The sequence below is a fragment of the Paraclostridium dentum genome (genome assembly GCF_048568265.1).
Classification (GTDB): Bacteria; Bacillota; Clostridia; order Peptostreptococcales; family Peptostreptococcaceae; genus Paraclostridium; species Paraclostridium dentum.
Genome location: NZ_CP183813.1, coordinates 20,149 through 45,828 on the forward strand (window position 1 = coordinate 20,149; position 25,680 = coordinate 45,828).

Sequence of the window (25,680 nt, forward strand, 5' to 3'; positions counted from 1 at the left end):
AGCAATATAGGAAAATTACATTGACATAATGTAGTAAATTTAATAAAATTAAGCTTAATAAGTTATACAAAAATTCGCTTCGCTCATGTCGCCAACGACCTTAATAAACAGGTCCGTTGCTCAAGTTTATGAGTTGGTAATTACATTAATCTAAAGTTCGCGATTAAATATAATTACCTAAGAATTAAAATAATATTAACAAAAACAATGAATATAACATATACTTTATGTTAAATATAATAACTAATTAAGCTATGAAGAGATGAGTAAATAATTATTTTTCCTACAGAGAGCTAGATAAGGTGAAAGCTAGTGTTAAAAGAGTTATTGAATATGGTCTTGGAGCTATTTTATCCGAATAGTAGATTAATATCTATTTTTAAGATAAAACGGATGGACTCGTTATCGTCTTTTGAGATATCTAATATAATATTTTTTATTAGATAAAGTTAGGGTGGTACCGCGAATATAACCTCGCCCCTATGTATATCATAGGAGGCGAGTTTTTTATTTATATAGAAAATGAGGAGGAAAATATATATGACAAAACCAACTTTTTACGTTACAACTCCTATATATTACCCAAGTGGTAATTTACATATAGGACATACTTACACAACTGTTGCAGCAGATGCAATAGCAAGATTTAAACGTTTCTGTGGATACGATGTAAAATTCTTAACAGGGACAGATGAGCACGGTGAAAAAATACAAAAAACTGCTAAAGAAAAGGGAATGACAGAAATAGAGTACCTTGATGGAATGATAGCAGACATACAAAAACTATGGAAAACTATGGATATATCTTATGATGACTTCATAAGAACAACTCAAGAAAGACATGAAGTTATAATACAAAAAATATTCACTAAGTTATATGAGCAAGGTGATATATATAAAGGATCTTATGAAGGAAGATACTGTACTCCTTGTGAAAGTTTCTGGACAGAATCTCAATTATTAGAAGGAAATAAGTGTCCTGACTGTGGAAGAGATACTTATATAGCGAAAGAGGAGGCATATTTCTTTAAACTATCTAAATATGAAGATAGATTAAGAGAGTTATTTGCAGATCCGAACTTCTGTTTCCCTGTATCTAGAAAAAATGAAATGGTTGCAAACTTCTTAGATAAAGGTTTAGAAGACTTATGTGTAACTAGAACTACTTTTGATTGGGGAATTAAAGTTCCTTTTGATGAAAAACACGTTATATATGTTTGGGTAGATGCGTTATGTAACTATATAACAGCTTTAGGATATATGAGTGAAGATGATTCTGAATACAAGAAGTATTGGCCAGCTAATGTTCATATAGTAGGAAAAGAAATAATGAGATTCCATACTATAATATGGCCAGCTATATTAATGGCTTTAGGTGAAGAGATGCCTACACAAGTATATGGTCATGGGTGGATATTATTTGATAACGACAAAATGAGTAAATCTAAAGGAAATATAGTATACCCAGAACAAATGATAGAAAGATATGGAGTAGATGCTCTTAAATACTTCTTATTAAGAGAATTTGCATTTGGTCAAGATGGTAACTATACTCACAAAAACTTTGTAACTAGACTTAATTCAGATTTAGCAAATGATTTAGGAAACCTAGTAAGTAGAACTGTTTCTATGGTTGAGAAGTATAACGAAGGAATAATACCAATGCCAAAAGTAAGTACTGAGTTTGATGATAGTTTAAAAGAAACAGCTAAAAATTCAGTTGAAAACTTTGAAATAGAAATGAATAAACTTCAATTTAATGAAGCTTTAGAATCAGCTTGGAAATTAATAAGAAGAACTAATAAATATATAGACGAAACTATGCCATGGGCTTTAGCTAAAGATGAAGCTAAAAAAGATGAATTAGATGCAGTGTTATATAATTTATGTGAATCTATAAGAATAGTAGCAACTCTTATAAATCCAATGATGAACGATACTGCTAAAAAGATATATGGACAATTAGGAATAAATGATGAGAGTTTAACTACTTGGGAAAGTACTAAAACTTTTGGATTAATAAAAGAAAATACAAAGGTTGAAAAAGGAAATGCATTATTCCCAAGATTAGATATAGAAAAAGAAGTAGAAGAACTACAAGAATTATTTTCAGAGAAAAAAGAAGAAGTAGAAGCACCATTAGAACATAAACCAGAAATATCTATAGATGATTTAGATAAAATTGAGCTTAGAATAGGTAAAATTATAAGCTGTGAAAAACATCCAAAAGCAGATAGACTTTTAGTATCACAAGTAAAAGTAGGTCCAGAAACAAGACAAATAGTTTCAGGAATAGCTAAGTGGTATAAGCCAGAAGATTTAATAGGAAAAGAAGTTACAGTAGTATGTAATTTAAAACCTGTTAAATTAAGAGGGGTAGAATCACAAGGAATGATATTAGCTGCAGGAGATAATGGAGATGACTTAGTCGTACCATTCACAGAAGGAGCTAAAGACGGTTGCGAAGTTAGATAAGGAGATGACAAAATGTTATTTGACTCACATGCACATTTAAATGATGAAAGATTTGATGAAGATAGAGAAGAATTAATAAACTCACTTAAAAATAAAGGTGTAGATTTAGTTTTAAATCCAGGCGCTTGTATAGAAACATCTAAAAGCAGTGTAGAATTAGCTAATAAATATGATTTTATATATGCTGCAGTTGGAGTTCATCCTCATGATGTAGGTGAAATGAACGAAGATGATATAGAAACATTAAGAAAACTTGCTACTCAAAATGAAAAGGTAAAAGCTATAGGTGAGATTGGTTTAGATTACTATTATGATAACTCTCCAAGAGAAACTCAAAAGGAATGGTTTAAAAGACAAATAGAACTAGCTAATGAACTTAAATTGCCTATAATAATTCATGATAGAGATGCACATGGAGATACATTTGAAATAATAAAAAACACAAAAAGTCCTGAAATAGGATGTGTTCTTCATTGTTATAGCGGGAATGTAGAACTTGCTAAAGAATATATTAAAATGGGATGTTTAATATCTATACCAGGAACTGTAACATTTAAAAATAACAAAAAAACTAGAGAAGTTGTTAGAGAAATACCTCTTGAGTATTTACTTATAGAGACTGATTCTCCATATATGGCTCCAGAACCACATAGAGGAAAAAGAAATGATCCTTCTTTAGTTCAATTTGTAGCTGATAAAATAGCTCAAGAAAAAGGAATTTCATATGAGCAGGTTTGTGAAGTTACAAAAGAAAATGCTAAAAGATTTTTCAATATAAAATAAAGATAAAGGGGGTGTCTAAGACATCCCTTTATTTTGTATAAAAATATTTAAATTAAGGGACAATCTGATTTGTAGCCTTGATAAAATTTAGCATAACGCTTAAAATATAAAGATATTAAGTAAAATGAGCGAAAAGGTGATTAGATGATAAAGGAAATAATAGTAGTAGAAGGAAGAGACGATGTAACTGCTGTAAAAAGAGCATTAGATGCAGAATTAATAACTACAGGTGGATTTGGATTTCCTAAAGGAGTTATGGAAAGAATAAAAGCTGCACAAGAAAGAAGAGGAGTAATAATATTTACTGATCCAGATTTTGCTGGTGAAAAAATAAGAAAGAAGATAGCTGCAGAAGTTCCAGGATGTAAACATGCATTTTTACCAAGAGAAGAAGCTAAAAAAAATGGAGACATAGGTATTGAAAATGCAACTCCAGAAAGTATAAGAAGAGCTCTTGAGAAGGTAAGAACTGAAAGTACAGATAAAAGAGATGAATTCGGACAAGTAGACTTAATAAGAAATGGGCTTATAGGAAGTGATGATGCATCGCATAGAAGAGATAAGCTAGGAATGATACTTGGTATAGGATACGGAAATGCAAAACAATTTTTAAATAGACTAAATAATTATGGAGTTAGTAGAGAAGAATTTGAAAAATCTTTAGAGACTCTATAAAAACTAGATAGGTAAAAGGAGAAAAATATGGATAGACTTTCGTCACATAGAAAAACCAAAGAAGTAGTAGATAAACATGGGTTTAAGTTTTCTAAGTCATTAGGGCAAAACTTTTTAATAGATGATAATGTAATAGATAAAATATTAGATGGAGCCAGACTTTCTGAAGGCGACAAAATAATAGAGGTAGGACCGGGAATAGGAACTCTTACTCGTGAAATGGGAAAAGTTGCAGATAAAGTAGTTGCTATAGAAATAGATAAAACTTTAATTCCTATACTTAAAGATACTTTAGATGAATTTGAAAATATAGAGGTTGTAAACCAAGATATATTAAAAGTAGATGTACAAGGATTAGTAAATGAAAAATTAAGTGGAGGACCAGTTAAGCTTGTTGCAAATCTTCCATATTATATTACAACTCCAATAGTAATGAAGTTTTTAGAAGAAGACATACCTGTAACAGATATAGTAGTTATGGTTCAAAAAGAAGTTGCAGATAGAATGAATGCAGGTCCTGGAACTAAAGATTATGGAGCATTATCTATAGCAGTTCAATATTATTGTGATACAGAAATTGTAGCAAAAGCACCTAGACATATGTTTATACCTCAACCAAATGTTGATTCGACAGTAATAGGTCTTCATGTAAGAGAAGAGAAAAAGTACAAAGTAGACAGTGAAGAAGTATTCTTCAAAACTGTAAAAGCAGCATTTGGGCAAAGAAGAAAAACATTACTAAATGCACTAGGAACTTTAGGGTTTTTAGATAAAGATGAAATAAGAGAAGTTTTACAAGAAGCAAATATAGATGAGAAAAGAAGAGGTGAAACTCTATCTATCGAAGAATTTGCAAATCTTGCAAACTGTGTAAATAAAAAAGTACCTTCTAAATAGAAGGTACTTTTTTGCATGTCCAAACATATAATGTTTAGAGGGATTTATATTTTTTATAGGGGGGATAACTTTGAGTACTAAAAAGAAATATAAAAGAGATTATATAATTTTAGAAGCCAAGGATATGAATTTCAGATATAAAGACAGAGTTTTACCTAAAGCTTTTGCAAAAGTTGAAGTGACAGAAGACAAATCACTAGTTGCTCTTTATGTAGAAAACTTAAAATATGTTAGAGAAGGATATAAAGTAGTTGCGATATTAGAAGATTATAACACTGTAGATTTAGGAAATATAGTTTTAAGTGAGCAAGGAAAAGGGGAATTTGCTTTAAGTTTAGATGAAAATACTTCAAATATTAAATCTATAGCTTTAACATATGAAAAAAGTATTCCTTTAATAGGCTTTAAAGGAAGTAAATTAGAAAACTATGAAGAACTTATATTTGCTGAAAATGAAGAATACGGAGAATATGAAGAAATAGAAGATGATGAATATGAATATGAAGAAGTTGAGTATATTGATGTAGAAGACGAAGATAGCGAATATGAATACGAATATTTAGAGTATATAGAAGTAGAAGATGATGAATATGAAGATGAGCAAAAAGATGTAGAAGAGTATGTAGAGCCTAAACAAGAGTATACTCCTAATAATAATAATAATCATAGAAATCAAAACCAAAGTCAAAAACAAAAACAAAATAAATATAGTAAACAAGTTGAGGATATAAAACAGGTAAATGAAAATATAGAATATGAAGAAGTTGAAACAACTAAAATAAGAAATCTATTAATGCCTAGACAAATAAAAAAAGGATTAAAGATGTTTAAAGAGGTAAAACCATTTGTAAATGAAAGTTTTGACAATACTAGATGGTGGAAAATAGAAATAACACCAATGACTATGTGTGGTTATACAATGCCTTATTTAGGATATGTAAATACTCTAAATTATACTATGTATAGTGATATAGTTTTACAGGCTTATAGATATAGACACTATTTATTTGGTGTTCAATATGATGAATATAATAAACGTAAAAATTATATATATGCAATTCCGGGCAATAAAAATGAACAGCCTGACCAAGGCCATACGGGATTTGATATGTATAAACCTTGCGATGATAGAAGTGATAAACTAGGATACTGGATATGTCTTGTAGATTCTAGAACTAGAAAAATTGTAAAATAATTGGCACTAGTTTAAAAATATCGTTTTCTCTTGAAAAAACTACCAATATAAATTACAATGTATATATCACATATACCAAGGAGGAAATTTAAGATGATAAACAAAAAAAGATTAATAGACGAATTCATTGAATTAGTAAAAATAGATAGTCCTTCAGCTAAAGAAGGTAAAGTTGCAAAGGCTTTAGTAGAAAAATTAGAAGCTATAGGATGCGAAGTTTGTATAGATGAAGCTGGAACAAAAGTTGGTGGAGAAACAGGAAATGTAATAGCTAAATTAAAAGGAAACAGAGAAGGTAAAACTATTTTATTCAGTTCTCACATGGATACAGTTAGCCCAGGAGAAGGAATAAAACCTATAATAGATGAAGCTACTGGAATAATAAAAAGTGACGGAACTACAGTTTTAGGTTCTGACGATAAAGCTGGTATAGCAGCTATATTAGAAGCTTTAAGAGTTATACAAGAAAACAATATAGACCACGCTGATATAGAAGTAGTATTCTCTATATGGGAAGAAGGTGGATTGTTTGGAGCTCAATACTTAGATTATTCTAAAGTAAGCCCAGATTTTGCATTTGTTTTAGATAGCGGTGGATCTCCAGGAGAAATAATAACAAAAGCTCCAGCTCAAGATAAAATAGAAATAACTATAAAAGGTAAGCCAGCACATGCAGGATTACAACCAGAAAATGGAGTAAGTGCTATAATGGTAGCTTCTAAGGCTATAGAAAATATGAAGTTATTAAGAATAGATGAGGAAACTACTGCAAATATAGGTATAGTTAATGGAGGAATAGCTACTAACATAGTTATGCCAGAACTTGAGATAGTTGCAGAAGCTAGAAGTTTAGAAGTAGCTAAATTAGAAGCTCAAACTAATCATATGGTAGAAGAATTTAAAAAAGCAGGAGAAGCTATGGGAGCAGAAGTAACAGCTAAAGTAACTAGATGTTATGCACCATTCAAAATGGATGATAATGAAGAAATAGTAGAACTTGCTAAAAAAGCATTCTCTAACTTAGGAATAGAAGCTTATACAGCAGCAACAGGTGGAGGAAGTGACACTAACGTATTAAATGGAAATGGCGTAAAAGCTGTAAACTTAGGAATAGGTATGAAAAATGCTCATACATTAGAAGAATATATAGCTATAGAAGATATAATAAATTCTTCAAGAGCAGTATTAGAAATAATTAAAGAAGCTTAATCAAATATATGATATAATATAAAGATCGCCCAACATTTGTTGGGTGATTTTTCATTTTAAAGATAAATGATAATTAATATTGAATTATAACCATAATTTATTGCACTTAATATTTAATATAAGTTTAAATGTGAATAAAAATGGATAGTAAAATAAAAGATAGTATTAAAAGGAGGGAAATTAAGTGGAAACAAGGTATGATGAAGCAAATAAGGTAACAATAAAATCTATAGTATGGAATGTTATTTTAACTTTTATAAAAATATTTGCAGGTATAGTAGGTAAATCTAATGCTATGATAGCAGATGGATTACATTCAGCATCTGATATTATTAGTTCGGTAGGAGTTTTAATAGGGAATAAAATAGCTAATGCTCCAAATGATGAAAATCATAATTATGGACATGAAAAAGCCGAGACATTAGTATCTTTTTTACTTTCTATATTATTAATAGTGGTATCATTAAAAATAGGATTTGATGCATTAAAATCATTATTTAATTTAAATAGTGTTCAAATACCAACAGCGTTGCCATTAGTAGTATCAGTTATATCTGTAGCTATAAAAGAGTATCAATACAGAATAACAATAAAAATAGCTCAAAAAATAAATTCACCATCATTAAAAGCAGATGCATGGCATCATAGATCAGATGCTCTTTCATCTATAGCAGCATTTATAGGTATAGGAGGAGCTATGTTAGGTTTTAAAGCATTAGATCCTATTGCTTCTATAGTAGTTGCGTTATTTGTTGCAAAGGTTGGATTTGATATATTAAAAGATTCAGCAAATGAACTTATGGATTATTCTATTGATACAGAAGAAGAAAAACAAATTATAAGTATAGCAGAAGGAACACAGGGCGTAATTAACTTAGGTGAAATTAGAACAAGAAAACATGGTGCAACTGCATATGTAGATTTAACTATATGTGTAAATAAAGACTTAACTGTATATGAAGGGCATGAAATTGCCACTAAATTAGAAAAAAGGATAATAAAAGACATGCAGTTTGTCAAAGGGATAACAGTCCATGTAGAACCATGTATAAATTGCCCAGGAAATTCATGCAAAAAATAATCAAAATTTTAAAAAATAATAAAAAAGCACTATGATTAAATTGTAGTGCTTTTTAGTTTGTGAATTTTATAGTATAATAAAATCGTAATTATATAGGGGGGAGCTTTTATGGCAAAGAAAAGAAAAATAAAAAAGCGCGTAATCATACTTATAGGGATGATTGTTTTTTTCGTTGTATATGCGGGTACATATATTTATTTCTCAAAACAACAAGAAAGTAGTGAACCTGTTAAAGTTCAAGATAAAAGTACAGAATCCGATAATAAAACTTTAATTTCTCAAATGAAAGAGACTGACACTGTATATATTTCAGATGATAAATTAAAAGATGTAAGGATAGAAAAAGATTACTGGGACCAAATAAAGTTTTTCTCTACAAAGTTTAAAGAAGTTAGAAAGCCTAGTAATTACGAAAGTAAATATGAAGCTTACATGGATAATGGAATTAGATTTTCTACAGATTTAGATTATTTTAGAATTTACACAGTAAATAAAGAAGAGTTTTATAAAATACCAGTATCAGAGAAACAAGCATTTGATAAGTTGCTTCAAGAAAGTATATATACATCTATAGATTCTGTAAAAAAATATAAAACTTGGGATAGTGTAGAGATAATATACAAAGATGAAGTAAAAAAACCATGGAAATGGAAATATGATGATTTAGCTTATAAAATATCTGTAAAGAGACTAGTTGGAAAAATTCAACCAGAAAAGAGTAAAGAAAGAAGTGAATATAACTTTACTATTAAAATTCATGGTGATGGTTATTCTACTACACTAGAAACAATGGGTAACGATTATGTTAAAATAACATCAGATAAAGCAACTGCATATTATGAAGTTCATGATGGATTATATGAATATTTAAAAAATGATATATTTAAGATTGGAAGTAAATAAAAAAACTAGGGCTTAGCCCTAGTTTTTTATTTATTAAGAAGCATTTCGCCGATTTTATAAACTGTACCAGCGCCTGCAGTTATAACTAAATCATCTTCAACTACATTTTCAGCAAGATAATTAGCAATATCTTCAAATTCACTTAGGTATAGTACATCAACATTATTTTGATATAACTTATCTACTAAATCTTTAGAATGTATATCACCAGGATCTTTTTCACGAGCAGCGTATATATCTGTTATTATAACTTTATCAGCAGCATAGAATGCATCTGAAAACTCGTTTAATAAAGATTTAGTTCTTGTATAAGTATGAGGTTGGAATATACACCATAACTTATTCTTTTTAATTTTCTTAGCAGCAGATAAAGTTGCCTTTAATTCTGTTGGATGATGAGCGTAGTCATCTACAACTAAAGCATTTTTATATTTACCTTTAACTTCAAATCTTCTTCCAACTCCTCCATATAATGCAATGTTTTTTCTTATAGTCTCTAATTCTACACCAGAAACTAAAGCTGCTATTATAGCACCAGTAGCATTATATATATTGTGGACACCAGGAACAGAAAGTTTGAACTCTCCTAAATTGTTTCCATTATAGTTAATGTTGAATATTCCGTATCCGTTTTCATCAAATCTAACATCTTTTATTAAAGCATTATTTCCTTCATCTTGACCGTATTTTATAACAGTAGCTTTTATTTCATGAAGTATATCTTTAGTATTTTCGTCATCTCCATTGATTATAAAGTATCCATCATAAGGTAATAATTTACCAAACTTATTGAAAGATGCTTTTATCTCATCGATTCCAGAGAAGTAATCTAAATGATCTTCTTCTATATTAAGTACTACTGAAATTTTAGGATTGAAGTTTAGGAAACTGTCAACATACTCACAAGCTTCAGTTATGAAGTTCTCAGATTTACCTATTTTAACATTTCCACCTATAATACTAAGGTTTCCTCCAACTAATATCGTAGGGTCAAGATCCGCGTATTCAAAAATTGCAGATAGCATCGAAGTTGTCGATGTTTTCCCGTGAGTACCAGAGATTGCTATAGCATTTTGATACTCCCTCATTATTTGACCTAAAAATGCAGCTCTATTTATTGTTAATTTATTTTTTTCTTTAGCAGCGATTAATTCCTCATTGTCAGATTTAACAGCAGCAGTATATACTACCATATCTATATTATCAGTTATATGCTCTTTTTTATGACCAACATATATTGTTGCTCCTTGAGAACGTAAATCATCTAATAGATATGACTCTGTAGAATCTGAACCGAAAACATTATAACCTTTATTTAGGCATATTTTAGCTAGAGCACTCATGCTTATACCGCCAACACCTATAAAGAATATGTTCATATTGAAACCACCTTTCTAATAAATTAAAAGTTCTACAATAAGAACTATGTTTGTGATATAATAGTATAATGTTCAATATTTTAAGCAAACTAAAATTATAAAATATTTCTATACATTAATATATTAAATTTCAAATAAAACATAACAAATATTATAACATATTGGAAAAAAATATGCATTAACAAGTTTAAATACATAGGTTTCAGGTACAGGAGGTATTATATATGAAGTTTAAAAGAACGGAGCGTATAGGAGCGATAGTTAAAATACTATCAGATAATCCTAATAAAATATTTACTTTAAGCTATTTCACATCAAAATTTAATTCGGCTAAATCAACTATAAGTGAAGATTTAATAGTTGTTAAAAATGTTTTTGAAAAGCTAGAATTAGGACAAGTAATAACTATATCAGGAGCCGCTGGTGGAGTTAAATATATTCCAAAAACATCAAAATCAGAAAATGAAGAATTTTTATTAAACCTATGTGAAGAAATAAAAGATCCATCTAGAATTCTTTCAGGAGGATTTTTATATCTTATAGATTTAATATACGATCCTAGAATAGCGTCTAAGATTGGTAAAATATTTGCATCAAATATAGATTATTCACAAGCTGACTACGTTGTTACTATGGAGACAAAAGGAATACCTATGGCTCTTATGACAGCAAAAGCTATGAATTTACCTTTAGTGATAATAAGAAAAGACACTAAAGTATCAGAAGGTCCGACACTTAGCATGACATATGTAAGTGGAAATAGTTCTTCTAAAGTAGAAAGCATGAGTTTACCGAGAAAAGCTGTTAAGCCAGGAAGCAAAGTTATATTAATAGATGACTTTATGAGGGGCGGAGGAACTATAAAAGGTATGATGCAACTTATGAATGAGTTTGGAGCGGAAGTTATAGGAAGGGGAGTATTCATATCTACTACTAATCCAACGCAAAAAATGGTCGAAGATTATATATCTTTAATAGAAATAGATGTAGTTAATAATGAAGTTGTAAGCGTTAAACCTAATTTACAAACTTTTAGGGAAGAATATTGGTCTACAGCTGAAGTGGGAGAAACTGTAGAAGAACAAAGTGAAATTGATAAATTAGAAGAATAATATAAATTTTAAGGGTAAATTTCTATCAAATAAAAAAAAGGTAAAAAAATAAAAAATTTTTTCTGAAATAATAGAGGAAATTTAGCAATTTGATAGAATTAATATATTATAAATAAAAAAAGATTTTTTAATGTTCAAATTAAATTTGTCAAAACTAAAAGGGGGATATTAGTAAAATGAAAATCACTGACGTTAGAGTAAGAAAATTAACTGATGAGGGGAAAATGAAGTGTATAGTTTCATTAACTTTCGATAATTTATTTGTGGTACATGATATAAAGGTTATAGAGGGGCACAATGGATTATTTATAGCTATGCCAAGTAGAAAAATAGGTGAAGGAAACTTCAGAGATATAGCTCACCCTATAAATGCTGAAATGAGACAAATGTTAGAAGAAGAAGTTTTAAAAGCATATCAAGAAGCAATTTCTCAATTAGAAGTAGCTGCTGAATAGTAAAAAGAAGAACTAAAATAAGATATATTTTCGAATATATTTCTTAAAGAGCCGAATTTTAGGCTCTTTTTTATTTGAATAATATGTACTTTTTACTTCAAAAATGGTATATTAGTTAATAGAATTAGGAAATTGTATACAAAATAAAATATTTACACATCATATATAGATTTATTTAAAATTAAAAAAGATTGAAATGGAGTGGGTTTATGAATTTTAAGGCAATAATCCTTGCGGCAGGAAAAGGAACAAGAATGAAATCAAGTTTGCCAAAAGTAGTTCACAAGGTATGTGGGAAAGAGATGGTAAACCACGTTGTCAATGTATCTAAAAAGTCAGGGGTTAACGAAATTGTTGCGATTTTAGGTCATGGAAGTGAGGTAGTTCAAGATGTATTGCCTACTGATACTAAAATAGCTATGCAAACTGAACAATTAGGAACAGGTCATGCTGTTATGATGGCAAATGAGCACATATCAGAAAATGATACTATAGTTGTTTTATGTGGAGATACTCCTTTAGTAAATTCAGATACATTAGAAAATCTATTCAAATATCACTTAGATAATGGATATCATGCTACTGTATTAACTACTAAAGTAGAAAATCCAACAGGTTATGGAAGAATAATAAGAGATGAAAAACAAGACTTATTAAAAATAGTTGAACAAAAAGATGCTAACGAAGAAGAAAAGTTAGTAAATGAGATAAATTCAGGAATTTATTGTTTTAACGGAAAAAGCTTAAAAGATGCTCTTTCTAAAATAGACAATAATAATGCTCAAGGAGAATATTATTTAACTGATACAGTAGAAATAATGAGAAATAATAATCTTAAAGTAGGAGCATTTAATGGAGCTACAATAGAAGAACTTATGGGTGTAAACTCAAGAGTTGAATTATCTAAAGCTGAAGAAATAATGAGAAGAAGAATAAACACTATGCACATGGTGAATGGTGTAACTATAATAGATATAAATAGCACATATATAGAATCAGATGTAGAAATTGGAAATGATACAATTGTATATCCAGGAGCTATGTTAAAAGGAAATACAAAAATAGGAAGTAATTGTAAAATTGGAATGAATACTTCTATATCAAATTCAACAATAGGTGATGGAACAGAAGTAGAAAATTCTACGATAATAGATAGTAAAGTTGGTAATAATACTACAGTTGGACCTTATGCATACTTAAGACCTAAGAGTAATATAGGTAATAATGTAAAAATAGGAGATTTCGTAGAAGTTAAAAATGCTACAATAGAAGATAATTCGAAGGCATCTCACCTAGCTTACATAGGAGATGCACATGTAGGAAAAAATGTTAATATAGGTTGCGGAACAGTATTTGTAAACTATGACGGTAAAAATAAATTTAAGTCAGTTGTAAAAGATGGAGCTTTTATAGGATCAAACTCTAACTTAGTAGCTCCAGTTGTAGTAGAAGAAAATGGATATATAGCTACAGGATCTACTATAACGGATGATGTTCCACAAGGAGCATTGGCAATAGCTAGAGAAAGACAAGTTATAAAAGAAGGTTGGGTAGAAAAGAAGAACCTTAAGAAATAAATTCATATAAACAAGGCTATAACGCAGATATAGCCTAGTCTATACCTGCGTTTAAATATAATATTTTCTTTAACAAAATTTTCGGGAGGTAATTATGAATACTAGCGGAAGCGAAATTAAAATACTTGCAGGAAATGCGTCGAAAGAGTTAGCTCAAAAAGTAGCTGATTACATAGGTGTACCAATGGCAAAATGCGAAGTTGGGACATTTAGCGATGGAGAAATATCTGTAAATATAAGTGAAACAGTAAGAGGTTGTGATGTTTTCGTAATACAATCAACTAATAGCCCAGTAAATGATAACTTAATGGAGCTATTAATAATGATAGATGCATTAAGAAGAGCATCTGCAGGTAGAGTAACTGCTGTTATACCATACTATGGATACGCAAGACAAGACAGAAAGGCTAAGGCTAGAGATCCAATTACAGCTAAATTAGTTGCAAACTTAATAACTGCAGCAGGAGCAGATAGAGTTTTAACTATGGATTTACATGCGGCACAAATACAAGGATATTTTGATATACCATTAGATCACTTACAAGGTGGAGCAATTTTAGCAGACTATTTCAATACAAAAGAAATAGAAGATTTAGTAGTAGTTTCACCAGACTTAGGAAGTGTTACAAGATCTAGAAAGTTTGCTAATACTCTAAACGGAGATGTTCCAATAGCAATAATAGATAAGAGAAGACCAAAAGCTAATGTATGTGAAGTTATGAACATAATAGGTGAGGTTAAAGGTAAGAACGTTATATTATTAGATGATATGATAGACACAGCAGGTACAATAGTAAATGCAGCTAATGCTCTTAAAGAATTTGGAGCAAAAGATGTATATGCATGTTGTACACATGGAGTTTTATCAGGTCCAGCTATAGAGAGAATAGAGAATTCAGCTATAAGTGAGTTAATAGTACTTGATACTATACAACTTCCTGAAGAAAAGAAAATTGATAAGATAGAAATAAAAAGTGTAGCTCCTTTATTTGGAGATGCAATAAAGAAAATATTTGCTAATGAATCAGTAAGTCAATTATTTTAATATTCATGCAAATTAAAAAAAGAGTTCATTTATTTATAAATGAACTCTTTTTTTGTTTCAATCTTAATATAACATTTTAAAGTTCAATCTAATTTTTATATATTTCCTAGGAAAATATTTGTATATCTGAACTCAATATAGAAATAATCTTAAAAGAGATGCAAATAAATCGTAGGAGGTAGATTATGGATATATTTGATATTTTAATAAACGCTAGTGATTTAGGAGCTTCAGATGTACATATAAATTCTAAATATGAACCGATAGCTAGAGTGAATGGAAAGTTTATAAAAATTTCAAATGAATTATTAAGCAAGTCAGACACTGAAAAAATGGCTAATGAATTAATAGAGACTCAAAAACTTAATGAGGTTAAAGAATTAGGAGAATATGATTTTTCTATATCAATAAAGAACTTATATAGATTTAGAGTGAATATATATAAACAACAAGATAGTTATGCAATTGCTGCAAGAATAATAAATTCCAAAATCCCTGATCTTGAAACATTAGGACTACCTAATGTTGTAAAAGAATTTGTAAAGAAAGAAAATGGGTTGGTTTTAGTTACAGGTCCAACGGGAAGTGGAAAAAGCACAACATTAGCAAGTATATTAGACTCTATTAATAAAAATTTTCAAAAACACATAATAACACTAGAAGATCCAATAGAGTACATTTACAATAGAAAAAATAGTATTATATCTCAAAGGGAAATAGGTAAAGATACAAAAAATTTTAAATCTGGATTAAAATCAGTTCTTAGGCAAGATCCAGATGTTATTCTTATAGGAGAGATTAGAGATGAAGAAACATTAGCTACAGCTTTAACAGCAGCAGAAACTGGACATTTAGTTTTTTCAACATTACATACCATTGGAGCAGCTCAAACAATAGATAGAATTATAGATATGTTTCAAGCTAATCAACAGAATCAAATTAGGATGCAACTATCGAGTGTATGTGAGGGTATAATTTCACAACAACTTATACCTAATATAAACAACGAAGGTATGGTGGCGGCTACTGAGGTAATGGTATCTACATCCGCTATAAAAAACTTAATAAGAGATTCAAAAACTCATCAGATTTCAAATATTATACAAACTGGATCTAAAAATGGAATGCAACTTATGGATCAAGATTTAGTAAATTTATTTAAAAGAAGGAAAATTTCAAAAGAAAGTGTAATAAATAGATGTATAGATTTAGAATATACGAAACGATTAATTGGATTAGAATTTTAGCAAGATGTTAATAATTAAAATATCCTGCTATTAGTACTTAAATTATGATGAAAATAATATTAATGAGTTTATTAATGGTACAAATAATAATATTTTTTTTAGATGAGGTATTTAAAATTGATTTAAAAGATAATAAAATAAAAATCTTTTTATATGTTATAATACCTATAATTATCTATATGTTATACGTGAAACTAGGATTAAGTAAAGAATTTATAATGTACTCAATACTAATAGGGTTTTTAATAGTGATATCTATAGTGGACTATTATACAATGTATATATACGATATAACTACGATTAGTGGTATAATAGTTCAAGGATTTATTATATTGATAACAAGAGGAATAATAATAGATCATTTGATGGGATTGATATTTGGATTTATGATTCCGTATATAGTGGTAAAAATAACGAAAGGTGTAGGCTCAGGAGATATAGGAGTCTATGCTTTGTGCTGTTTTTGTATAGGAATAAAAAAGTGCATATATATAATACCTATATCTTTTATAATTGGGGGTATATATGGTATGTATATGTTGATTACGAAAAAGAAGCGTGTAGGATCGTATGTTCCTCTTGCGCCATGGATTTCTTTAGGTACATTGGCTGTGATATTTTTAGAACAAAACAGTATGTTACTAATATAAAAAATTTAAAGTAAGTTTTAAATTGAAACAAGATATAAGGAGGAATGAAAATGTATGTAATAGTAGGATTAGGAAACCCAGGAAAACAATATGAAAACACAAGACATAACGTTGGATTTAATGTTATAGATATTTTGGCAAAGGAATATGGCATAAGCGTAACGAAAATAAAACATAAGGCCCTTATAGGTGAAGGTAGAGTAGGAGCTGAAAAAGTTTTATTGGTAAAACCACAAACTTACATGAATTTAAGTGGAGAAACTTTAATTGATATATATAATTACTATAAAGTAGACTCAGAAAATATAGTTGTTATATACGATGATATAGACTTAGATGTTGGAAAAATAAGAATAAGAAAAAAAGGTAGTGGTGGAACTCATAATGGAATGAGATCTATATTAAAATGCTTAGGGACTAATGAGTTTCCAAGAATTAGAGTTGGAGTATCAAAGCCAAGACCAGGACAGGACTTAGCAGATTTTGTGTTATCTAGATTTAGAAAAGAAGAGTCAGAAGATATTCAAGATGGCTTAGAAAAAGCTGCTAAATCTGTTGATTGCATGATTAGAGAAAATATAGATTTAGCAATGAATAAATATAATGGTTAGGTTATAAGGGGGATTTGAATATGTCTGATATTTTTATATCTCCTTTGCAAAATTCTAAAGAATATAAAGACATAATAAATAATATTGAAAATAATAAAAGTGCATTGCTTGTAAATGGATTACTACAAGCTCAGAAATCCAATATAGCTTACTCTATATTTAGTGATTTAAAGAAGCAAATTTTATATGTTGCAAATACTGATTTAGAAGCTAAAAAAGTATATGAAGATTTATGTTTTTATATGAAGGATAAAGTGGATTATTTAAGTTCACAAGATATCTATTTTTATCATTTAGATGCAAAGGATAGAAATGAAGAAGCAAAGAAATTAAAAGTACTTTTAAAGATGATAAGCAGAGAAAATACAATTATAGTTACATCTGCAGAAGCTATTCTTAGAAAGTATATACCTAAAGATGTTTTAAAGGAAAATATTTTTACCTATAAAATAGGCGATGTAGTAGATTTAGATGAATTATCAAAAAAGCTAGTTTCTCTAGGATATGAAAGAGTATCTAAAATAGAAGGGTTTGGACAGTTCAGTGTGAGAGGTGGAATAATAGATATATTCTCTTTAGAATATGATACACCTATACGTATAGAACTATTTGATGATGAAATTGAATCTATAAGAACTTTTGATGTTTTTACTCAAAAATCTATAAAGAAAATAAAAAAATGCACAATAACACCATCAAGGGAATTTATATATCCTGAGGATGTAAATTCTACTATTGAGAAAATAAAAAAAGATACTCATAAATTTACGGATGACGATGTATATAAAAGTTTAGATAATATAGGTAGTAAAACGTATTTTGAAGGTGTAGAAAATTATATAGATTATATGTATGAGGAAGAAAACAAAAGTATTTTTACTTACTTAAAAGAAGATGCAATAGTATTTATAAATGACTTATCTCGTTTGAAAGAAAGATGTGAAAATTACACATCAGAGTTTAAAGAAAATTATAAGTTAAATCTAGAAAGAGGATTAGCTTTAAAAGAACAAGGTAAACTTCTTTATCATTATTCAGATTTAGAATATTTAGTAGAAGAGAAAAAATTGATATTAAATATGCTATTAACTAAAGCTGTTAAGGAATTCAACATAGGAAGTATAGTTAATTTTGAAAGTAGAGAAATACCTACTTTTAATGGAAAGATAGACATTCTAGCAGAAGAATTAAATAGATTAAAATATAATGGACATAAAATTCTTTTAGCTACTAATACATATGATAGAGCTAAAAAATTAAACAAGGAACTATTAAATTTAGGAACAGAAAGTATTTTATCTAGAAAAAGAGATATAGATATTCAATCATCACAAATTGTTATAGTTGTAGGTAATATAACGTCAGGTTTCCAATATAAGTCTATAAAATTTGATGTTATAACCGATAAAGAAATGATAGGCTCAAACAAAAGAGCTAAAACAGTGAAAACTAAAAAATCTAATAAAGGCCAAAAGATAGAAAGTTTCTTAGATTTAAATGTAGGAGACTATGTTGTACATGAAAACAGCGGGGTTGGTAGATATGTAGGTATAGATCAACTAAGTGTGAATGGTGTAAAAAAAGATTATATGAGAGTTGTATATCAAGGTGGAGATAATTTATATGTACCTATAGACCAAATGGATAAGATACAGAAGTTTATAGGTTCAGATACAGAAAAAATTAAATTAAATAAACTTGGTAGCAATGAATGGTCAAAGGCTAAAGCTAAAGTAAAAAAAGAAATAGAAGACATGACCAAAGATTTAGTAGAACTATATGCAAGAAGAGAAAAAATAAAAGGATACAAGTTTAGCAAAGATACTTTATGGCAAGGTGAATTTGAAACTTTATTCCCGTATCAAGAAACAGATGACCAAATAAAAGCTATAGAAGAAACTAAAAAGGATATGGAGTCTAACAAGGTAATGGATAGACTTATATGCGGTGATGTTGGTTACGGAAAGACAGAAGTAGCTATAAGAGCTATTTTTAAGGCTTGTATGGACCAAAAACAAGTTGCAGTATTAGTTCCTACTACAATACTTGCTCAGCAGCATTACAATACGTTTAGAGCTAGGTTTGAAAATTACCCTATAAGAGTTGAGGTATTAAGTAGATTTAAGACTCCAAAAGAGCAAAAACAAATAATTGAGGATGCTAGAAAAGGATTGGTAGACGTAATTATAGGAACTCACAGAATAATATCTAAAGATATAGATCTTCCTAATTTAGGATTAGTGGTAATTGATGAAGAACAAAGATTTGGGGTAAAACATAAGGAATCTTTAAAAAAGATAAAATCAACAGTAGATGTTTTAACATTATCAGCAACACCTATACCTAGAACTTTACACATGTCTTTAAGTGGAATAAGAGATATGAGTGTTATAGAAGAGCCACCTCAAGAGAGATATCCAGTTATAACATATGTTGTAGAAGGTAAAGAGAGTATAATACAAGATGAGATAGAAAGAGAAATCGCTAGGGATGGTCAAGTATTTTTTGTATATAATAGAGTTGAAAGAATAGATGAAATGGCCAGTATGATTCAAAAATTAGTTCCAGATGCTAAAATAGCTGTTGCTCATGGAAGGATGACAGGTAAAGAGTTAGAAAATATTATATTAGGATTTTTAAATAAAGAATACAATGTTCTTGTATGTACAACTATAATAGAAACTGGGATGGACATATCTAATGCTAATACTATGATAGTTTATGATGCTGATAAGATGGGATTAGCTCAACTATATCAGCTAAGGGGTAGAGTTGGAAGAAGTAATAGGCAAGGATATGCTTACTTTATGTATGAAAAGGATAAAGTTTTAAGTGAAATTGCAGAAAAAAGATTAAAAGCCATCAAAGAGTTTACTGAGTTTGGATCAGGGTTTAAAATTGCTATGAGAGACTTAGAAATTAGAGGAGCAGGAAATATACTAGGACCACAGCAACATGGACATATGGCTGTTATTGGATATGATTTATATGTTAAAATGTTAAATGATGCAATAAGAAAGGTAAAAGGAGAAATAGTAGAGGAAGAAATAGATGTAGAAATAGATTTACCTGTAAATGCATACATTCCTGATAGCTATATAGAAGATGAAATTATAAAAATTGAAATGTACAAAAAAATTGCTTCTATAGAAAATGAAGAAGATTTAAATGATATAAAAGATGAGTTAGAGGATAGGTTCTCTGATATTCCGAAATCTGTAAATGCACTTATGTCTATTGCGTACATGAAAACATTATGTAAAAAGTTAGGTATAGAAAAAGTTAGAATGGCAAAAGATGAAATTATTCTTTTACCACAAACTAGATACAAAACTAAGGAAAAAAATGGATATAAGATAATTTTAGAATTAGAAAACATACTTGAGCAAATGTGTAATTCAAAAAAATAAAAAATTAGAGAGGATGTTGAAATTGAAAAAAATAATATCGTTAATAATGGTAGTTCTTTTAGGGGTAGCGATGACTGCATGTGGTAATGAAAAGCCTGTAGCAGTCGTAAATGGAGTTGAAATAACTGCATCTGATTATAAAAAGACAGTTGAGACTTATAAAGAATCTATTTCTAAAATGTATGGTAAAGATTTATGGAACCAAGAAATTAAAGAGGGTGTAAAATACAAAGATGAAATGAAAAAAGCTATTTTACAACAAATGGTACAAGAGCAAGTTATATATCAACAAGCAAAAAAAGATAAATTAGAAGCTAAACAATCAGAGGTTGATAAACAATTTAAACAATTAAAAGAAAGTGTAAAACAAGATAAAGATTATGAAAAATTCTTAAAAGACAATGGTATCGATGATGAATTTTTAAAATCTCAATTAGAAAAAGATATAACTATACAAAATTTTAAAAATAACTTTGATAAAAACACAAAAATAAGTGAAGCTGAAATGAAAAAGTACTATGAAGAAAATAAAAATAATTATGTAGATGATGAAGTTAGAGCATCTCATATATTAATATCAACAGTTGACCAAAAAACTAATAAACCTCTTTCAGAGGAAAAACAGAAAGAAGCTAAGAAAAAAGCTGACGATCTTTATGAAAAAGTTAAGTCAGGAGGAGATTTTGCTAAGCTTGCTAAAGAAAACTCAGATGATAAAGGTTCTGCAGCTAAAGGTGGAGATTTAGGATTCTTCTCAAAAGGTCAAATGGTCCCAGAATTTGAAAAAGCTGCATTTGAAATGGATAAAGGTGATATATCTAATGTAGTAAAAACTCAATATGGATATCATATAATAAAAGTGACTGATAAAAAGTATAAAGAATATACATTTGATGAAGTTAAAGATAATATAAAACAAAACTTACTATATCAAAAATATACTGAAAAAGTTAAACAGTTAACAGATAAAGCAGACGTTGAAACAAATGAAAAAGAAGCTTTAAAAATTAACATATAAAAAAAACCTATACCATTATTATAATGGTATAGGTTTTTTTTGTATATTTTTCTTAACGTTGGTAAAAATAAGTTCAAAGTTACTAATGGAGGTATTAATCTGATATGAGAGCTACAGGAATAGTTAGAAGAATAGATGACCTTGGAAGAGTTGTTATACCAAAGGAAATAAGAAAAACTCTAAGAATTAGAGAAGGAGATCCTTTAGAAATATTTACAGCTAAAGATGGAGAGGTAATATTAAAAAAATACTCTCCAATTGGAGAGCTTAATGAATTTTCTCAAGAATATGCAGAAACTTTGGGAGAAACTTTAGGTCATGGAGTTGTGGTAACAGATTTAGATTCAATAATAGCTGTATCTAAACTACCTAAAAAAGATTACAAAGAAAAAAGTATAAGTAGGGAATTAGAAGATCTTATAGAAAATAGAATTTCTACTCATGTAAAAGATAACAAATTAGTTGCACTATACAAAGACGATTCTATGGACTATAAAATGCAAATAATAATGCCTATAGTTAGCTCATCTGGAGATTGTATAGGATCTATATGCTTAGTGTCTAAGGATGAAGCAGGTCTAAATGATAGTGATGAGAAACTACTTAAAGTGGCAGCTAATTTTTTAGGTAAACAAGTTCAATAGTATTTTTTAAAAGACCCTTTATTAAAGGGTCTTTTAAAGTTTGCAAGGTAATTATTGAATCTACAATAGCATATATGTTATATTAGAGTTTGTTATACAACATAATATGGAGGGGAATTATGAGTAACAATAAGGGAAAAGATTCATTCTTGAAAGGGGCATTAATACTAGGATTAGCAGGAATCTTAGTTAAAATAATAGGTGCATTTTTCAGAATACCTTTGGGGAATTTAATAGGTGCAGAAGGTATGGGATACTATCAAGCAGCATATCCTGTTTATACTTTATTTTTAACTTTAGCAACTGCAGGTTTTCCAACTGCTCTAGCTAAATTGGTTTCGGAAAAAATGGCTATAGGTAATTATAAAGGGGCACATAAAGTTTTTAAAGTATCTTACTCGGTGCTCTCAATAACTGGGTTTGTAGCGTTTTGTATATTTTTCTTTGGAGCAGACTTTATAGTAAATGATATAATGAAAAATCCAGGCGCAAAATATGCAATGATTGCTATTTCACCAGCTCTTTTATTTGTACCAGTAATGTCATCTTATAGAGGATATTTTCAAGGAAGAAGAGAAATGACTCATATAGCTATTTCTCAGATAAGTGAACAACTTTTTAGAGTTATATTAGGAATAACGTTGGCTTACCTTTTTATGTACAGTCTTGGGCCAAACCCTGGACCAGAACAAGGTGCAGCAGGTGCCATAATGGGTGCAACTATAGGTGCTATAGCATCTATTATATATTTAATTTTAGCTTATTTATTTAAGTTAAAAACTATAAAAAGAGAAATAAAATCAAGTAAAAAATTTAAGGAAGAAAGCGTATCTAGAATACTTAAAAAATTACTTGTAGTAGCAATACCTATAACTATAGGGGCTTCTGTTATGCCATTAGTAAATATGATAGATACTGTAATTGTTATAAGAAGATTGGTAGAAGCTGGTTTTAGCCAAACTGAGGCAAATGTAATGTTTGGGCAATTAACAGGAATGGCTATGGCTATAATCAACTTACCGGCAGTTATAACAGTTGCTATGAGTATGAGTTTAGTGCCAACAATATCACAAGCTTACGCTGTAGGAAATAGAGTTAAAGCGATGAAAGAAACTAAAAGTGCTATAAAAGTAACCTTAATGATTGTTTTACCAGCAGCTTTTGGTATGGCGTCTTTAGCACATCCTATAATGAAACTTTTATATCCATCACAGCCATCTTCTGTTGGAACTATACTATTATTTTTAACACCTTGTGTAGTGTTTTTAGGGCTTATACAGAGTTTAAATGGTATACTTCAAGGAATGGGAAAACCGATTGTTCCTGTTATTTGTTTAGTTGTAGGAATGGCTTTTAAAATAGCAATTAGTTACACTTTAACAGCAATACCAGAAATAAATGTTATAGGTTCTGCATTGGGGACTGTAACTGCTTATTTCGTAGCTGCTATGCTTGAACTAATTTACATAAAAAAGGCAATGAATATGAGATTGTCAGTTAAAACATTCTTTATAAAACCATTAATAATTGTATTGATTATGTTTATATCAGTAAAATTAAGTTATAGTTTTATGGTAGGAATGTTAGGAAATACTTTGTCGACGGTAGTATCAATAGCTATTGGAGGTATAATTTATATAATTTTTACAATAGCATTAGGTGGAATAAGAAAAAAAGAATTACTAAGTATGCCTAAAGGAGACAAAGTTTATAAAGTTCTTAAAAAACTAAAACTTATGAAATAATGTATATATATATGTAAATAAAGGAAATACTTATAAAAGTAATTTCCTTTATTTTTACATGATAAGGAGAATTTTATATGGGAAAAATAACTATAGTAGGTCTTGGACCAGGAGAATATTCTTTAATAAGTCAAGGTGCATTAGATGCTTTAAAAAATAGCTCTAGAGTTTTTCTTAGAACAGAAAAACACCCTATAATTGATAAGTTAAAGAATGAGATAAAATATACATCTTTAGATTATTTTTATAATCGAGATGAAAACTTTGATAATGTTTATAACAATATATCAAATTTTATAATTGAAGAATCGCAAAATGGAGATCTTGTATATGCAGTACCTGGACATCCTAGGGTTGCAGAAAAGACTGTAGGTATAATTGCTGGGATTGCGCATAGAAAAGGCGTAGAAGTGGAAATAATAGCTTCTATGAGCTTTGTAGATGCTATGTTTAACTATTTAGAAGTCGATCCATCTGAGGGATTTAAATTAGTAGATGCATTTGAAATTGAAAATAGCTATATAGATACAAATACTAGCATGATAATTACTCAAATTTATGATAGATTTATAGCATCAAATGTAAAGTTAGCGTTAATGGAAAATTATGATGATGAACAAGAAATATGTATAGTAAAAGCTGCAGGAGTTAAAGATTTAGAAAGCAAAAAGTATGTTAAATTATATGAACTTGATAGAAATGACAATGAATTTGATTATTTAACAAGTTTATATATTCCAAAATCTGATAAAACTATGTATAATACAGTAAAAGATCTAGAAAACATAGTTGAGCAACTTAGAGGAGAAAATGGATGTGATTGGGATAAAAAGCAAACACATAAATCTCTTAAATCTCATATAATTGAAGAAGCATATGAACTTGGACAAGCCATAGATAATGATGATATTGATGAAATGATAGAAGAACTAGGTGATATTTTACTGCATGTTGTTTTTCACTCACAAATAGGCAAAGAGGAAGGCTACTTCGATTTAAAAGAAATTACTAATAGTATTTGTGAAAAATTAATATTTAGGCATCCTCATGTATTTAAAAATGAAGAAGTGGATATGAATACATATGACAAAACTTGGGAAGAGTTAAAAAAGAAGGAAAAAGGTGAATCTACGATAACAGAAGGATTGAAAAGAATTCCAAATAGTTTACCGGCACTAACAAAGGCTAAAAAAGTACAATATAAGGCATCTTTGGTAGGGTTTGACTGGGATGATATTGACGATGTTTTTAAAAAAATTGTAGAAGAATATAAAGAATTACTTGACGAACACAAACAAGGAAATATAAAATACATAAAGGAAGAACTAGGAGATTTACTATTCTCTATAGTTAATCTTGCTAGATTTTTAGATATAAATCCAGAAGAAGCATTGAACTTGACTACTGAAAAATTTGTAAATAGATTTGAATTTATAGAAAATAGAGCTATAAGTTTAAATAGACAATTAGAAGATATGTCATTAGCAGAGATGGATGAAATTTGGAATGAATCTAAAAAAATTTAGTAAGCAGAAGGTATTTTGTTAAAAATCTAGAATTTTATCTAAT

Annotated in this window: 21 protein-coding genes and 1 other annotated feature; of the genes, 20 read left to right on the forward strand and 1 reads right to left on the reverse strand. The window is 29.0% G+C overall.

The window, feature by feature from the left end; translation table 11 throughout:
* Positions 1-245 precede the first annotated feature (245 nt).
* Positions 246-485: a binding site (T-box leader), on the forward strand.
* 55 nt (positions 486-540) lie between these two features.
* From metG to ACN6I1_RS00140, 8 genes are all read left to right on the forward strand, one after another.
* Positions 541-2,475, forward strand: coding sequence for a methionine--tRNA ligase (metG, locus tag ACN6I1_RS00105; protein ID WP_021430355.1), 1,935 nt, complete (start codon positions 541-543; stop codon positions 2,473-2,475).
* Positions 2,476-2,487: 12 nt separating this feature from the next.
* A complete protein-coding gene (locus ACN6I1_RS00110) occupies positions 2,488-3,258 on the forward strand; it encodes a TatD family hydrolase (RefSeq protein WP_025162039.1) in 771 nt (256 codons plus the stop codon).
* A gap of 144 nt (positions 3,259-3,402) precedes the next feature.
* The gene (gene rnmV / locus ACN6I1_RS00115; RefSeq protein ID WP_021430389.1) at positions 3,403-3,933 is read left to right on the forward strand and encodes a ribonuclease M5; all 531 of its coding nucleotides are present in this window, start codon (positions 3,403-3,405) and stop codon (positions 3,931-3,933) included.
* A 27-nt stretch (positions 3,934-3,960) separates the two neighbouring features.
* The gene (rsmA, locus tag ACN6I1_RS00120; RefSeq protein ID WP_021430387.1) at positions 3,961-4,830 is read left to right on the forward strand and encodes a 16S rRNA (adenine(1518)-N(6)/adenine(1519)-N(6))-dimethyltransferase RsmA; all 870 of its coding nucleotides are present in this window, start codon (positions 3,961-3,963) and stop codon (positions 4,828-4,830) included.
* A gap of 70 nt (positions 4,831-4,900) precedes the next feature.
* Positions 4,901-6,025: a hypothetical protein gene (locus tag ACN6I1_RS00125; protein WP_419742346.1), complete on the forward strand. Its 1,125-nt coding sequence runs from the start codon at positions 4,901-4,903 to the stop codon at positions 6,023-6,025.
* 93 nt (positions 6,026-6,118) lie between these two features.
* Positions 6,119-7,234: a M20/M25/M40 family metallo-hydrolase gene (locus ACN6I1_RS00130; protein WP_021430353.1), complete on the forward strand. Its 1,116-nt coding sequence runs from the start codon at positions 6,119-6,121 to the stop codon at positions 7,232-7,234.
* Positions 7,235-7,418: 184 nt separating this feature from the next.
* Positions 7,419-8,315 carry a cation diffusion facilitator family transporter gene (locus ACN6I1_RS00135; protein WP_021430367.1) on the forward strand — a complete coding sequence of 299 codons (897 nt, stop codon included), beginning with the start codon at positions 7,419-7,421 and terminating at the stop codon, positions 8,313-8,315.
* Positions 8,316-8,423: 108 nt separating this feature from the next.
* On the forward strand, positions 8,424-9,218 hold the full coding sequence (locus tag ACN6I1_RS00140; RefSeq protein ID WP_021430418.1) for a hypothetical protein: 795 nt from the start codon (positions 8,424-8,426) through the stop codon (positions 9,216-9,218).
* Positions 9,219-9,244: 26 nt separating this feature from the next.
* On the opposite strand, the gene murC is transcribed toward ACN6I1_RS00140, so the two are convergent.
* Complete coding sequence (gene murC / locus ACN6I1_RS00145; protein WP_021430411.1) at positions 9,245-10,597, reverse strand: UDP-N-acetylmuramate--L-alanine ligase; 1,353 nt, start codon at positions 10,595-10,597, stop codon at positions 9,245-9,247.
* A gap of 224 nt (positions 10,598-10,821) precedes the next feature.
* On the opposite strand from murC, the gene purR reads away from it, so the two are divergent.
* From purR to mazG, 12 genes are all read left to right on the forward strand, one after another.
* Positions 10,822-11,709 carry a pur operon repressor gene (gene purR / locus ACN6I1_RS00150; RefSeq protein ID WP_035118368.1) on the forward strand — a complete coding sequence of 296 codons (888 nt, stop codon included), beginning with the start codon at positions 10,822-10,824 and terminating at the stop codon, positions 11,707-11,709.
* 176 nt (positions 11,710-11,885) lie between these two features.
* Complete coding sequence (gene spoVG, locus ACN6I1_RS00155; RefSeq protein ID WP_021430398.1) at positions 11,886-12,164, forward strand: septation regulator SpoVG; 279 nt, start codon at positions 11,886-11,888, stop codon at positions 12,162-12,164.
* 209 nt (positions 12,165-12,373) lie between these two features.
* Positions 12,374-13,741: a bifunctional UDP-N-acetylglucosamine diphosphorylase/glucosamine-1-phosphate N-acetyltransferase GlmU gene (gene glmU / locus ACN6I1_RS00160; protein WP_220795929.1), complete on the forward strand. Its 1,368-nt coding sequence runs from the start codon at positions 12,374-12,376 to the stop codon at positions 13,739-13,741.
* Between the two features lie 94 nt (positions 13,742-13,835).
* The gene (locus tag ACN6I1_RS00165; protein WP_053832921.1) at positions 13,836-14,786 is read left to right on the forward strand and encodes a ribose-phosphate diphosphokinase; all 951 of its coding nucleotides are present in this window, start codon (positions 13,836-13,838) and stop codon (positions 14,784-14,786) included.
* A 185-nt stretch (positions 14,787-14,971) separates the two neighbouring features.
* Entirely contained in the window at positions 14,972-16,033 is a 1,062-nt protein-coding gene (locus ACN6I1_RS00170) for a type IV pilus twitching motility protein PilT (protein WP_220795930.1), read from the forward strand.
* A gap of 74 nt (positions 16,034-16,107) precedes the next feature.
* Entirely contained in the window at positions 16,108-16,683 is a 576-nt protein-coding gene (locus tag ACN6I1_RS00175; protein ID WP_278548988.1) for a prepilin peptidase, read from the forward strand.
* A 50-nt stretch (positions 16,684-16,733) separates the two neighbouring features.
* Positions 16,734-17,294: an aminoacyl-tRNA hydrolase gene (pth, locus tag ACN6I1_RS00180; protein ID WP_021430425.1), complete on the forward strand. Its 561-nt coding sequence runs from the start codon at positions 16,734-16,736 to the stop codon at positions 17,292-17,294.
* 20 nt (positions 17,295-17,314) lie between these two features.
* Entirely contained in the window at positions 17,315-20,704 is a 3,390-nt protein-coding gene (mfd, locus tag ACN6I1_RS00185; protein WP_419742347.1) for a transcription-repair coupling factor, read from the forward strand.
* 13 nt (positions 20,705-20,717) lie between these two features.
* Entirely contained in the window at positions 20,718-21,722 is a 1,005-nt protein-coding gene (locus tag ACN6I1_RS00190; protein ID WP_419742348.1) for a peptidylprolyl isomerase, read from the forward strand.
* 104 nt (positions 21,723-21,826) lie between these two features.
* Positions 21,827-22,366, forward strand: coding sequence for a stage V sporulation T C-terminal domain-containing protein (locus ACN6I1_RS00195; protein WP_021430424.1), 540 nt, complete (start codon positions 21,827-21,829; stop codon positions 22,364-22,366).
* A 119-nt stretch (positions 22,367-22,485) separates the two neighbouring features.
* Positions 22,486-24,111, forward strand: coding sequence for a putative polysaccharide biosynthesis protein (locus ACN6I1_RS00200; protein WP_419742349.1), 1,626 nt, complete (start codon positions 22,486-22,488; stop codon positions 24,109-24,111).
* Positions 24,112-24,188: 77 nt separating this feature from the next.
* Positions 24,189-25,637: a nucleoside triphosphate pyrophosphohydrolase gene (mazG, locus tag ACN6I1_RS00205; protein WP_419742350.1), complete on the forward strand. Its 1,449-nt coding sequence runs from the start codon at positions 24,189-24,191 to the stop codon at positions 25,635-25,637.
* The last annotated feature ends 43 nt before the right edge of the window (positions 25,638-25,680 follow it).

Coding starts and splice junctions, on each gene's coding strand:
- metG (WP_021430355.1), top strand. CDS start 541: ATGACAAAACCAACTTTTTACGTTACAACTCCTATATATTACCCAAGT.
- ACN6I1_RS00110 (WP_025162039.1), top strand. CDS start 2,488: ATGTTATTTGACTCACATGCACATTTAAATGATGAAAGATTTGATGAA.
- rnmV (WP_021430389.1), top strand. CDS start 3,403: ATGATAAAGGAAATAATAGTAGTAGAAGGAAGAGACGATGTAACTGCT.
- rsmA (WP_021430387.1), top strand. CDS start 3,961: ATGGATAGACTTTCGTCACATAGAAAAACCAAAGAAGTAGTAGATAAA.
- ACN6I1_RS00130 (WP_021430353.1), top strand. CDS start 6,119: ATGATAAACAAAAAAAGATTAATAGACGAATTCATTGAATTAGTAAAA.
- ACN6I1_RS00140 (WP_021430418.1), top strand. CDS start 8,424: ATGGCAAAGAAAAGAAAAATAAAAAAGCGCGTAATCATACTTATAGGG.
- murC (WP_021430411.1), bottom strand. CDS start 10,597: ATGAACATATTCTTTATAGGTGTTGGCGGTATAAGCATGAGTGCTCTA.
- purR (WP_035118368.1), top strand. CDS start 10,822: ATGAAGTTTAAAAGAACGGAGCGTATAGGAGCGATAGTTAAAATACTA.
- spoVG (WP_021430398.1), top strand. CDS start 11,886: ATGAAAATCACTGACGTTAGAGTAAGAAAATTAACTGATGAGGGGAAA.
- glmU (WP_220795929.1), top strand. CDS start 12,374: ATGAATTTTAAGGCAATAATCCTTGCGGCAGGAAAAGGAACAAGAATG.
- ACN6I1_RS00165 (WP_053832921.1), top strand. CDS start 13,836: ATGAATACTAGCGGAAGCGAAATTAAAATACTTGCAGGAAATGCGTCG.
- ACN6I1_RS00170 (WP_220795930.1), top strand. CDS start 14,972: ATGGATATATTTGATATTTTAATAAACGCTAGTGATTTAGGAGCTTCA.
- ACN6I1_RS00175 (WP_278548988.1), top strand. CDS start 16,108: ATGGTACAAATAATAATATTTTTTTTAGATGAGGTATTTAAAATTGAT.
- pth (WP_021430425.1), top strand. CDS start 16,734: ATGTATGTAATAGTAGGATTAGGAAACCCAGGAAAACAATATGAAAAC.
- mfd (WP_419742347.1), top strand. CDS start 17,315: ATGTCTGATATTTTTATATCTCCTTTGCAAAATTCTAAAGAATATAAA.
- ACN6I1_RS00190 (WP_419742348.1), top strand. CDS start 20,718: ATGTTGAAATTGAAAAAAATAATATCGTTAATAATGGTAGTTCTTTTA.
- ACN6I1_RS00195 (WP_021430424.1), top strand. CDS start 21,827: ATGAGAGCTACAGGAATAGTTAGAAGAATAGATGACCTTGGAAGAGTT.
- ACN6I1_RS00200 (WP_419742349.1), top strand. CDS start 22,486: ATGAGTAACAATAAGGGAAAAGATTCATTCTTGAAAGGGGCATTAATA.
- mazG (WP_419742350.1), top strand. CDS start 24,189: ATGGGAAAAATAACTATAGTAGGTCTTGGACCAGGAGAATATTCTTTA.